Annotated in this window: 10 protein-coding genes; 9 read left to right on the forward strand and 1 reads right to left on the reverse strand. The window is 55.5% G+C overall.

Going from position 1 to position 11,757, the window contains the following annotated elements:
- The first annotated feature begins 12 nt into the window (after positions 1-12).
- The 6 genes from hcp to EAH77_RS02560 all read left to right on the forward strand — a co-directional run bounded on the left by hcp (position 13) and on the right by EAH77_RS02560 (position 8,437).
- Positions 13-1,665, forward strand: a complete 1,653-nt coding sequence (gene hcp / locus EAH77_RS02535) for a hydroxylamine reductase (protein ID WP_140470357.1) — start codon at positions 13-15, stop codon at positions 1,663-1,665.
- Between the two features lie 6 nt (positions 1,666-1,671).
- Positions 1,672-2,685, forward strand: a complete 1,014-nt coding sequence (hcr, locus tag EAH77_RS02540; RefSeq protein ID WP_140470216.1) for an NADH oxidoreductase — start codon at positions 1,672-1,674, stop codon at positions 2,683-2,685.
- Positions 2,686-2,850: 165 nt separating this feature from the next.
- Positions 2,851-4,572, forward strand: coding sequence for a ubiquinone-dependent pyruvate dehydrogenase (gene poxB, locus EAH77_RS02545; RefSeq protein WP_140470217.1), 1,722 nt, complete (start codon positions 2,851-2,853; stop codon positions 4,570-4,572).
- A 113-nt stretch (positions 4,573-4,685) separates the two neighbouring features.
- Positions 4,686-5,699 (forward strand): low-specificity L-threonine aldolase, encoded by a 1,014-nt coding sequence (gene ltaE, locus EAH77_RS02550; RefSeq protein ID WP_140470218.1) that lies wholly within the window; start codon positions 4,686-4,688, stop codon positions 5,697-5,699.
- Positions 5,700-5,790: 91 nt separating this feature from the next.
- On the forward strand, positions 5,791-7,245 hold the full coding sequence (locus EAH77_RS02555; protein WP_140470358.1) for a DUF2867 domain-containing protein: 1,455 nt from the start codon (positions 5,791-5,793) through the stop codon (positions 7,243-7,245).
- A gap of 157 nt (positions 7,246-7,402) precedes the next feature.
- A complete protein-coding gene (locus EAH77_RS02560) occupies positions 7,403-8,437 on the forward strand; it encodes an NAD-dependent epimerase/dehydratase family protein (protein ID WP_140470219.1) in 1,035 nt (344 codons plus the stop codon).
- Between the two features lie 8 nt (positions 8,438-8,445).
- Here the strand turns inward: EAH77_RS02560 and EAH77_RS02565 are convergent, their stop codons facing one another.
- Positions 8,446-9,270: an N-acetylmuramoyl-L-alanine amidase gene (locus EAH77_RS02565; RefSeq protein ID WP_140470220.1), complete on the reverse strand. Its 825-nt coding sequence runs from the start codon at positions 9,268-9,270 to the stop codon at positions 8,446-8,448.
- A gap of 230 nt (positions 9,271-9,500) precedes the next feature.
- Here EAH77_RS02565 and EAH77_RS02570 point away from each other — a divergent pair, with 230 nt between their 5' ends.
- The 3 genes from EAH77_RS02570 (at position 9,501) to artJ (ending at position 11,756) form a co-directional block, all read left to right on the forward strand.
- Entirely contained in the window at positions 9,501-10,076 is a 576-nt protein-coding gene (locus EAH77_RS02570; RefSeq protein ID WP_140470221.1) for a lipoprotein, read from the forward strand.
- Positions 10,077-10,266: 190 nt separating this feature from the next.
- Positions 10,267-10,995, forward strand: coding sequence for an arginine ABC transporter ATP-binding protein ArtP (artP, locus tag EAH77_RS02575; protein ID WP_140470359.1), 729 nt, complete (start codon positions 10,267-10,269; stop codon positions 10,993-10,995).
- Between the two features lie 29 nt (positions 10,996-11,024).
- On the forward strand, positions 11,025-11,756 hold the full coding sequence (gene artJ, locus EAH77_RS02580) for an arginine ABC transporter substrate-binding protein (protein ID WP_140470222.1): 732 nt from the start codon (positions 11,025-11,027) through the stop codon (positions 11,754-11,756).
- The last annotated feature ends 1 nt before the right edge of the window (position 11,757 follow it).

The raw sequence follows: 11,757 nt of genomic DNA on the forward strand, positions 1-11,757 counted from the left end.
AAGGAACTGATGATGTTTTGTGTGCAATGTGAACAAACGGTCCGCACCCCGGCGGCAAATGGCTGTGCTTATGCGCAAGGCATGTGTGGCAAAACGGCAGAAACGTCAGACCTGCAAGATCTGCTGGTTGCTGTGCTGCAAGGTCTGTCGGCCTGGGCGCTGGCTGCCCGAGGGTATGACATCGTCGATGCTGAAATCGACGCTTTTGCGCCACGGGCCTTCTTCTCCACCCTGACCAATGTGAATTTCGACTCTGAACGCATTGTGGGCTATGCCCGCGAAGCCATTTCACACCGTGAATCACTGGCCGCACGCTGCCGTCTGATGGACCCATCCATCACGGTGGATCACCCGCTGGCGCAGCTGACACTGGCAGGCGAAGCCCTCGCTGAATTACAGCTTCAGGCACAGCAATTTGCGCTCAACAGCGACAAAGCGGCGGTCGGTGATGACATTCACGGCCTGCGACTGCTGTGTCTTTACGGTCTGAAAGGCGCGGCGGCCTACATGGAACATGCGCATGTTCTCGGTCAATCTGATGTCAGTATCTATGCTGACTATCACCGTTTGATGGCGTGGCTCGGCACTCAGCCGGCCGATATGAATACCCTGCTGGAAAACGCTATGGGTATCGGCCAGATGAATTTCCACGTGATGGCGATTCTGGATAAAGGTGAAACCGACGCCTACGGCCATCCGGTACCGACCGTGGTAAATGTTCGCCCGCGCGCGGGCAAAGCCATTCTGATCTCCGGCCATGACCTGAAAGACCTGCAAATGCTGCTCGAACAGACCGAGGGCCGCGGTATTAACATTTATACCCACGGTGAAATGTTGCCTGCCCACGGATATCCGCAGTTGAAAAAATATTCGCATCTGGCCGGTAACTACGGCAGCGGTTGGCAGAATCAGCAGATCGAATTTGCCAAATTCCCGGGGCCCGTGGTGATGACCTCCAACTGTATTATCGATCCGAATGTCGGCAACTACGGTGACCGCATCTGGACCCGCAGTATTGTCGGCTGGCCGGGTGTGAAACATCTCGAAGGGGAAGATTTCGCGCAGATCATTGCTCAGGCGCTGGAACAGCCGGGCTTCCCTTATGACGAAATCGAGCAGGAAATTACCGTCGGCTTCGGTCGCGAAACCTTGCTGGGCGCGGCCGATACCGTGATTGATCTGGTGGCCACTAAGCAACTGCGTCACATCTTCCTGATTGGTGGTTGTGACGGCAGCCGTGGCGAACGCAGCTACTTTACCGATCTGGCCCGCGCCGTGCCTGAAGACTGCCTGATCATGACGCTGGCCTGCGGCAAGTACCGCTTCAATAAACTTGATTTCGGCACTCTCGGTCCGTTGCCGCGCCTGCTTGACGTCGGCCAGTGCAACGACGCCTATTCCGCCATTATGCTGGCGGTCAATCTGGCCGAAAAACTGGGCTGCGGCGTGAATGACTTACCGTTAAGTCTGGTGCTGTCATGGTTCGAGCAAAAAGCCATTGTGATCCTGCTGACGCTGCTTTCGCTCGGCGTGAAGAATATTGCCACCGGCCCGACGGCTCCGGCTTTCCTGACGGACAACCTGCTGGCGATACTCAACGAAAAATTCGGTCTGCGGGCCATCAGCTCAGTTGAGCAGGATTTGAAAATGATGTTGCCGGAGTAATACGCGATGAATTTTCCTTTATTTGCCGATCAACCCACGCTGCTGTGTCAGAACCGGATGCAGGTGCATGATATTCTCCGCGAAACGCCCGACGTCTGGACGATTTCGCTGTTCAGCCACGTCCTTTACCCGTACCAGCCCGGCCAGTTTGCGCTGGTCAATACCGGCCACGGCGGTGATGTGCAACGCGCCTATACGCTCTCGTCCACGCCGGGTGTCAGTCGCTTTATCACCCTGACCGTGCGAAATATTGAAAACGGCGCAGGTTCCGGCTGGCTGACGCAGCAGGTAAAACCGGGCGATTACCTGTGGCTGTCTGATGCACAGGGGGAATTCACCCATGCGGGCGAACAGCCACTGTTACTGCTGGCGGCAGGCTGCGGCGTGACGCCGGTAATGTCGATAGCGCGCGACGTGCTGGCTCATCACCCTTCGCAAAGCGTGCAGGTGTTTTACAGCGTACGCACTCCGCAGGACATTATTTTTGCCGCCGAGTGGCAACAGTTGCTGGCACAGTATTCACAACTTAGCCTGACCATTCTGGCCGAGCATGATGCCCAGCCCGGCCAGATCGCCGGGCGCCTGAGTCAGGATCTGCTGCAACAACAGGTGCCCGATATCCGTTCGCGCCGGGTGATGATTTGCGGTCCCGCGCCGTACATGCAACTGGCAGGAAACTGGGCAGGCGAGCTGGGCGTAAAGACGGAAAATATTGTCAAAGAACAGTTTCAGGCCACTGAAGCACCGGTTTCTGACCATGATCAGCTCACCCTTACCCGCCTGACGCCACTTCAGCACTATCGCGTGCCGGTCGGCACCACGCTGCTCGCCGCCATGGAGCAGCATGGCATACCCGTGACAGCAGCTTGCCGGGCGGGCGTGTGTGGCAGTTGCAAAACCCACCTGACCTCCGGCGACTATCGCACCACCAGTCAAATGACACTAAGCGAAGACGAGATCGCTCAGGGGTATGTACTGGCCTGTAGCTGTCAGCTTCAGGGCGACGCCACCCTCGCCTGATCCTCTGCCCGTTCATGACTTTTTACAGTCAGGGCGGGCAATTTTACAAATTTACAGATCCCTTGCGCCTCTACTTAGGTATGGTTTAACGCTGAGCATTCATCGCCGTAATCATTGAACTATGATTAACGCAGTTATTTTTGAATACACGGTAAGGATCTAAAAATGAAACACAGCGTAGCGTCATTACTGGCAAAAACTCTTGAGCAGGCAGGCGTCAAAAGGATTTGGGGCGTTACCGGCGACTCATTAAATGGACTGAGCGACAGCCTGAATAAAATGGGCACCATCGAATGGATGGGTACTCGTCATGAAGAAGTGGCGGCGTTTGCGGCCGGTGCCGAAGCGCAACTGACGGGCGAACTGGCAGTGTGTGCCGGTTCCTGCGGGCCAGGCAACCTGCATCTGATTAATGGCCTGTTCGACTGCCATCGCAACCACGTCCCCGTGGTGGCCATCGCCGCACATATCCCTTCCAGTGAAATCGGCAGCGGTTATTTTCAGGAAACCCATCCAACCGAACTTTTCCGCGAGTGCAGCCATTATTGCGAAATGATCACCAACCCGGAGCAGCTACCGCAGGTGCTGGGCATCGCCATGCGCAAAGCCATTCTCAACCGGGGTGTTTCGGTGATCGTATTGCCGGGTGACGTGGCGCTGAAACCTGCACCGGAAGAGGCCACTGCCAAATGGTATCCGCCGCAGTTGCCGGTGGTGCAGCCAAATGCTTCCGAGATGGAAAAACTGGCCGTTGCGCTCAATGGCGCGAAAAATATTACCCTGATGTGTGGCAGCGGCTGCGCCGGGGCCCATGACGAAGTGGTGAAACTGGCTGAAATCCTCAAAGCACCGGTAGTACATGCCCTGCGAGGCAAAGAGCATATCGAATGGGACAACCCTTATAGCGTCGGCATGACCGGCCTGATTGGTTTCTCCTCCGGCTTCCACGCCATGATGAATGCCGACACATTGATCCTGCTCGGCACTCAGTTCCCCTACCGCGCTTTCTACCCGACCGATGCCAATATCATCCAGATTGATATCAACCCAGGCAGCATCGGCGCGCATTGTCAGGTCGATATGGCGCTGGTCGGCGACATAAAATCAACCCTGACCGCCCTGCTGCCTAAGTTGCAGGAGAAAGCTGACCGCAAATTCCTCGACAAAGCGCTGAAGCATTACGCCGAAACGCGCAAAGATCTGGACGGCCTGGCAACGGCCAACGATAAACAGGCGATCCATCCACAATATCTGGCACAACAAATCAGCCGATTTGCCGACGCCGACGCGGTGTTTACCTGCGACGTTGGAACCCCGACCGTCTGGGCCTGCCGCTACCTGCAAATGAACGGCAAACGCCGCCTGATTGGTTCGTTCAATCACGGTTCTATGGCCAACGCTATGCCGCAGGCCCTGGGCGCACAGGCCATCGACCGCAACCGGCAAGTGGTGGCGCTGTGTGGTGACGGCGGGTTCACCATGCTGATGGGAGATTTCCTCACGCTGGCCCAGCAAAAATTGCCGGTGAAAATCATTATTTTCAATAACAGCGTGCTGGGCTTTGTGGCGATGGAAATGAAAGCCGGGGGTTACATGACCGACGGCACCGAACTGAAAAACCCGAACTTTGCTGCCATGGCAGAAGCCGCCGGTATCAAAGGTATTCGCGTGGAAAAATCCTCGGAGGTGGATGCCGCATTGCAGGATGCTTTCGCCTATCAGGGTCCGGTATTGGTGGATGTCGTCACCGCCACCGACGAGCTCGCCATGCCACCGCAGATAAAATTCGAGCAGGCCAAAGGCTTTAGTCTCTACATGCTGCGTGCGGTGATTAACGGCCGTGGTGATGAAGTGGTGGAACTGGCGAAAACCAACTGGCTGCGATAACCCAGACGGCGCTATAGTGGAGGATGACTACGGGGCATATTGCTTCTTTTATTGCTTAAATATGTTGCCCGTATTTCCTGCACTTACATTCACCCAGCAGAAGGAAACCGACGTTGATCGATTTACGCAGTGATACCGTAACGCGCCCGAGTGCGGCAATGCGTCAGGCAATGGCCTGTGCTGAAGTCGGCGATGATGTTTACGGTGATGACCCGACCGTCAACGCTTTACAGGAGATGGCCGCTACGCTTACCGGTAAAGAAGCCGCGCTGTTTTTACCCACCGGCACCCAGGCCAATCTGGTGGCGCTGCTGACTCACTGTCAGCGCGGCGAAGAGTATATTGTTGGCCAGAAAGCGCACAACTATATGTATGAAGCAGGGGGTGCCGCCGTGCTCGGCAGCATTCAGCCGCAGCCGCTGGACATGGACGCCGACGGGTCAATCCCTCTGGATAAAGTCGCAGCTGCCATCAAACCGGACGACATTCACTTCGCTCGCACCCGTCTGCTCAGTCTGGAAAATACCCACAGCGGTAAAGTCCTGCCTTTGGATTATCTGCAAAAAGCCTTCGCCTTCACCCGTGAAAAAGGTCTGGCGCTGCACATTGATGGCGCGCGTATCATGAACGCTGCCGTCGCGCTGAATGTGCCGCTGAGCGATATCACCCAATACTGTGACTCCCTGACTATCTGCCTGTCAAAAGGGCTGGGTACGCCGGTCGGTTCTCTGCTGTGCGGCAGCAAAGAGTATATCCACCGCGCGAACCGCTGGCGGAAAATGACCGGTGGCGGTATGCGTCAGGCGGGCATTCTCGCGGCAGCAGGCATCTATGCGCTGGAAAATAACGTCGCACGTCTGCAGGAAGACCACGACAACGCACGCTGGCTGGAACAGCAGTTACGCAATATTGGTGTGGAAATCGCCGAGCCGGGCGCGCAGACTAACATTTTGTATATCAGGCAAGATGCTGATCTCGCTGCTAAAATGGGGCCGTGGATGCGTGAGCGAGGCGTCCTTATCAGCGCCGGTCCGCTTACCCGCGTCATTACACATATCGACATCAGCCGCACTGACCTGCAGAAAGTGGTGTCGTTGTGGCAGGACTTCCTGCACCATCACGCCTGACAAGAGTTCTGGCGGCACACTTCGGCAGCTAAATACGCCCCGATGTGCCGCTGGTTTCCACTTCTTTCCCCCTCAATGAGCAAAATGGATGATGCCTGCTTCAACACGTAACGGACGGGTAGTGGTGCTCGGTGCCAGCGGTTATGTTGGCCAACACCTGACGTCTCATTTAAGCCAACAGGGCTTTCAGGTTACCGCTGCCGCCCGCCGTCTCGACTGGCTGCAACAGCAAAAGTGGCCCAATGTGCGCTGCTGCTTTGCAGATGTTTATCAGACTAAAAGCCTGAAAGAGGCCTTCGAAGGCGCCGAGGTTCTGGTCTATCTGGTTCATGCCATGGCAGAAGAAGATGACTTGCTGGAAAAAGAGCGTCAGGCGGCGCAAAACACATTGCTGGCGCTGAAAGGCTCCACCATCAGGCACATCGTTTATCTTGGTGCCATGCAACCTCATGAGAGCCAATCGGCACATCTGCAAGCCCGAAAACTGACGGGTGATTTACTGCGGATGGGCGATATTCCGGTCACCGAACTGCGTGCAGGTATTGTGATTGGTGCCGGCTCGGCCGCTTTCGAAGTCATGCGCGACATGGTGTACAACCTCGCCATCCTCACGCCACCACGCTGGGTGCGTTCCAAATCGTCGCCGCTGGCGCTCGAAAACCTGCTGACCTATCTCAGCGGCCTGATCGCCCTGCCTGCTGAATCGCACCGGCAGTTTGACGCGGCAGGACCGGAGTACATCAGCTATCAGACCCTGTTCGAACGCTTTATCGCCATCAGCGGAAAACGCCGCTGGCTGGTGCCTGTTCCGCTGCCAACGGCGATGATTTCAGTCTATTTCCTCAGCCTGATCACCTCGGTGCCAACGCCGCTGGCCAAGGCGCTGATTCAGGGACTGAACCATGATTTACCGACTGACAGCGCCGCATTGGAAGCCTTAATCCCGCAGGAGCTGATTCCGGTTGAAGAGGCTATCCGCCGAACGCTGGCGAAAGAAGAACAGCAGGTTCTCGACTCGTCTGACTGGCACTACGACGCCGATGCCCGCGCGCGTTGGCGGCCAGGCTACGGTTATTACCCGAAACAAGCCGGTTTTACCCTTGAAACCTCAGCCTCTAAAACCGCGTTGTGGCAGATCGTGCAGCAACTGGGGGGGAAAGAGGGCTATTTTTACGCGAATGCGCTCTGGAAGTTGCGCGCACGGATAGATGACCTGATCGGCGGGCGCGTGGTCTATGGGCGACCGCCGCGGGACTCGTTAAAAATTGGCGATAAAATTGACGGATGGAAAGTGATTGGTCTGAAACCGCAACGGGAACTGTCGCTGCTTTTCGGCATGAAAGCGCCAGGGCTGGGCCGTCTGACGTTCACCATCACCGACCACGGTGAAAGCCGCAGTATCGATGTTCGCGCATGGTGGCATCCGGCCGGTTTCAGCGGTTTGCTATACTGGTTCAGCATGATGCCTGCGCATCAGTTTATTTTTCGCGGCATGGCTAAACGTATCGCGAGCCTGGCACGGCAAAAAGACCGCTGCGGCCGCTGATAGCGGCTCATTTAGCGCGCAGTCGCACAGTTTCAGACAAGCAGACATACCTTACCCATTGCAACCCGCACAATTTCACGAAAGAATGGCATCCTTCTTGCTGAGGGGTGTCAGGCAGACCGTCAGCCCCAAAAAAAGCCTTGGAATTGATCTACTAATGAAGGTACTTGTTACTGGCGCCAGCAGCGGTTTAGGCCGCAACGCGGTGGAATTTCTGCTCAATAAAGGCATCAAAGTCAGGGCGACGGGCCGTAATGCCGCCATGGGACCCCTGTTGCAGAAAATGGGTGCTGAATTTATTCACGCCGATCTCACCACGCTGGTTTCCGCCCAGGCGAAAGCCCTGCTGGCCGATATCGATACGCTGTGGCACTGCTCCGGGATGATTGCCCCGTGGGGCAATGAACAGGAGTTCGAACTGGCTAACGTACGCGCTACCCGGCGGCTGGGTGAGTGGGCTACGGCGTATGGCGTCGGAAACTTTGTGCATATGTCCTCTCCGGCGGTTTACTTCGATTTCCATCACCATCGCAATATCAAAGAAGATTTCCGCCCACATCGCTATGCCAACTCGTTTGCCCGCAGCAAGGCGGCGGCTGAACAGGTGATAAGCACGCTGGCGCTGTCAAATCCGCAAACTCAGTTCACGATCCTGCGCCCTCAGGGGGTATTTGGCCCGCATGACAACGTTCTGTTGCCACGCCTGCTGCAGATGCTGAAATACAGTGGAACGCTGATGATGCCGCGCGGTGGTGAGGCACTGGTGGACATGACTTATGTAGAAAATGTGGTGCAGGCCATGTGGCTGGCATCCCAGGCGCCGATCACCGAGTTGGGGCGTGCCTTCAATATTACCAACCAGCAACCCCGCCCGCTACGCACACTGGTGCAGCTCCTGATGGATGCGCTGGAGATGAAGTACCGCATCCGTTCGGTGCCCTATCCTTTGTTAGACATGATGGCGCGCGGCATGGAGAAAATCAGCAAAAGCTCTCACAAAGAGCCGGTGCTGACCCACTACAGTGTCGCAAAACTTAACTTCGATTTAACCCTCGATACCCAACGTGCACAGGATGAACTGGGCTACCGCCCATTGGTGTCGCTCGATCAGGGCATCATCCGCACCGCCAATTGGCTACGCGACCACGGCCGCCTGCAAGGCCTGCACGGCGTCGGGCCACATCGCGACTGACCCCCTTCTCAGTTCCTGTCCGGGTATTGCTGTAACAGCGCGCTGACGATGGCGTCGGTTTCAGCATCGGCTTCACCACGATAATCCCGGGGTCTGAAATGCATCTGGAACGCAGCAATCACGCGGCGTTGCTGGCTGGCCGTCATGTTGTCGGCCAGTGGATAACCGTACTGCCCCAGTTTAGCCAAAAGAGTCGAGGTATCCACCGTCTGATGCGGGTCGCGTCCGGCCAGGTTTACCTGTACCCGATGTGCATCTGGCCATGCGCCAATGCCGCGCTTCGCCATTTCCTGCCAGGGAAAGAGCGGCCCCGGATCGTCCTTGCGTTGCGGCGCGATATCGCTATGCCCGACGACATTGCGCGGCTCAATCTGATAGCGTGCGATGATCTGTTGGCTCAGCGATGCCAGCAGGTCAATTTGCGCCGGCGGGAACGGATAGAAACGTTTGCCGAGCAAATGCTTGCTATAACCCTTATTTTCCAGCTCGATACCGATTGAAGTGTCATTCAGATTATTACGCCCGCGCCAGCCGCTGGCACCGGCGTGCCATGCCCTTTCTGACTCAGGGACCAGTTGCCAGGCCACCGGTTTACCCTCTTCCACCGGCGGGCTGGCTGGGATCAGATAATGCGCACTGACATGTTCATCGGTAAGCGTGTTTAATGCGTTGCTGAAATCTTCGGCGGTGTAGTGAATCACCAAAAAACGCACGCGCGGGTCAGCACCCTGTGCCTGACGCTGACTTTCCAGCCGGTAGGGAAGAGCATTTCCTGCCGGCGGCGATGACTGGCAACCCGCCAGCATCAGTATCCCAGTCAACACCGCGCACATGGCGTGAAGTCGCCGTCTCATAGCCAAAGTAATTGAGTTGAAAATTGCATAAGTATTCCTTATCAGTGGTCATCCATTAGAAAAGCTTGCCCCGAATGACCTGGCAGCCAGTATAGCGCAGGCCATTGCGCCTGATTTCGCAGCGCACCATGCAGCAATTCAAATCGGTTTTATACTGTATGATAAAGAAAGTCATGGTGAAAACGTTCAATCTTTCAGTAAGGAAAACGATGAAATATAAAACACTTGCCGCCGCGATCCCTCTGGTGCTGACTCTGAGCGCTTGTACTACAGTCGATCCCGTATTTAAGGACATTGGCACGCGGTCCGCACCATGCGTTGACGGCGGCCCGGACACTGTAGCGCAGAAATTTTACGACCTGCGAATTCAGAAAGGCGGCATGGGCATGCCCAATAGCAGTCAGCTGGCAGAATACCGCCCTTACCTGAGCACCGGCTTGTATAATGAGCTAATTAAAGCGCAGTCAGGGCATAAAGTAGATATTGCCGCCACCCCGAATGAAAAATCGGGCGCCCGCGATGGCGATGTGTTCTCAAGCCTGTTTGACGGCCCGACGTCAGCCACTGTAGACAGCGCCTCCACCATTCCGAACACAGATGCCCGTAACATCCCTCTACGCGTTACAATGTCGCGTGAAAAAGATAACGCCGCGAAATCCACCTGGAAAGACGAAGTGTTAATGGTACGTGAAGGCCAGTGCTGGGCCGTTGACGATGTGCGCTACATGGCTAACCTCGACTTCGCCTCCAGCGGCTCTCTGCGTCAGGTTTTGGAAAATCAGTAAGTTTGCATAACGTCAGTCGGGCCCGCGTGAGCGGGGCCTGACTTTCGCTGCGTTAACCGAACTGCAACAATATCTTGTGCTATCCTTTAGGGCTTACACCCCTCATTCATAAATTTTAACCCGCGATCGTTGCATAACTATGCTACGGAAGTTACCATCTGCGGCATCAATGGCTATTCACTATTTGCGCATGAGTATTCAACTTAATAGCATCAACTGCTTCTACGGCGCGCATCAGGCGCTGTTCGACATTCAGCTCGACTGCCCTGCCGGAGAAACACTCGTGTTGCTCGGGCCAAGCGGTGCGGGGAAAAGTTCTCTTCTGCGGGTGTTAAACCTGCTGGAAATGCCGCGTTCGGGCACCTTGCAGATAGCCGGGAACACCTTCGACTTTACTAAGAAACCTGACGAAAAAGCGGTGCGTGAACTGCGCCAAAACGTCGGCATGGTATTTCAGCAATACAACTTATGGCCGCACCGCACGGTGCTCGACAATCTCCTTGAAGCGCCCTGCCGTGTGCTGGGCCTGAGTAAAGATGTTGCCATGAAGCGTGCTGAAAAACTGCTCTCCCGCCTGCGTCTGACAGATTATGCCACCCGCTTCCCGCTGCATCTTTCCGGTGGCCAACAGCAACGCGTGGCCATTGCCCGTGCGCTGATGATGGAACCACAGGTGCTGCTGTTTGACGAACCGACCGCCGCGCTGGACCCGGAAATCACCGCCCAGATCGTCAGCATCATTCGCGAACTGGCTGGCACCGGCATTACTCAGGTCATCGTGACCCACGAAGTGGAAGTGGCGCGTAAAACCGCCAGCCGCGTGGTGTACATGGAAAACGGTCGCATCATTGAACAGGGCGATGCCACCTGCTTTACCCAGCCGCAAACCAAAGAGTTTGCCAGCTATCTGTCTCATTGATCTCATTGATGGTTAATACGGAGTTTGCGATGAAAAAATTATTAATTGCTGCTGTTCTGGCAAGCGTCAGTTTATCCGCCAGCGCGGCTGACACTATCCGTTTCGCGATGGAAGCCTCTTATCCTCCGTTCGAATTCATGGATTCCACGAATAAAATGCAGGGCTTTGATGTCGATCTGGCTAACGCCATGTGTAAACAGATGCAGGCAGACTGCACCTTTACCAACCAAGCCTTCGACAGCCTGATCCCAAGCCTGAAATTCCGTCGTTTTGACGCGGTCATTTCCGGCATGGACATCACCGAAGATCGTCAGAAACAAGTGGCCTTCACCGATGCTTACTACGATAACTCCGCCATTTTCATCGCTGAGAAAGGCAAATTTGCCGACCTCGCCGCGCTAAAAGGCAAACGTGTCGGGATGCAGAACGGTTCAACCCACCAGAAATTCCTGATGGAAAAACACCCGGAAATCACTGCCGTGCCTTACGACAGCTATCAGAATGCCGTGTTGGATCTGAAAAATGGCCGTCTTGACGCCGTGTTCGGTGACACCGCCGTCGTTAACGAGTGGTTGAAGCAGAATCCCAATCTCGCTGCGGTTGGCGACAAAATCACCGATAAAACCTACTTCGGCACCGGTCTCGGCATCGCTGTTCGCCTGAACAATACTGAACTGTTGACTAAAATGAATGCAGCCCTGGCGAAAGTGAAGCAAGACGGCACTTACCAGACCCTGTATTCAAAATGGTTCCAGCAATAAG

This window comes from Ewingella americana, from assembly GCF_006438725.1.
Classification (GTDB): domain Bacteria; phylum Pseudomonadota; class Gammaproteobacteria; order Enterobacterales; family Enterobacteriaceae; genus Ewingella; species Ewingella americana_A.

Coding starts and splice junctions, on each gene's coding strand:
- hcp (WP_140470357.1), top strand. CDS start 13: ATGTTTTGTGTGCAATGTGAACAAACGGTCCGCACCCCGGCGGCAAAT.
- hcr (WP_140470216.1), top strand. CDS start 1,672: ATGAATTTTCCTTTATTTGCCGATCAACCCACGCTGCTGTGTCAGAAC.
- poxB (WP_140470217.1), top strand. CDS start 2,851: ATGAAACACAGCGTAGCGTCATTACTGGCAAAAACTCTTGAGCAGGCA.
- EAH77_RS02555 (WP_140470358.1), top strand. CDS start 5,791: ATGCCTGCTTCAACACGTAACGGACGGGTAGTGGTGCTCGGTGCCAGC.
- EAH77_RS02560 (WP_140470219.1), top strand. CDS start 7,403: ATGAAGGTACTTGTTACTGGCGCCAGCAGCGGTTTAGGCCGCAACGCG.
- EAH77_RS02565 (WP_140470220.1), bottom strand. CDS start 9,270: ATGTGCGCGGTGTTGACTGGGATACTGATGCTGGCGGGTTGCCAGTCA.
- EAH77_RS02570 (WP_140470221.1), top strand. CDS start 9,501: ATGAAATATAAAACACTTGCCGCCGCGATCCCTCTGGTGCTGACTCTG.
- artP (WP_140470359.1), top strand. CDS start 10,267: ATGAGTATTCAACTTAATAGCATCAACTGCTTCTACGGCGCGCATCAG.
- artJ (WP_140470222.1), top strand. CDS start 11,025: ATGAAAAAATTATTAATTGCTGCTGTTCTGGCAAGCGTCAGTTTATCC.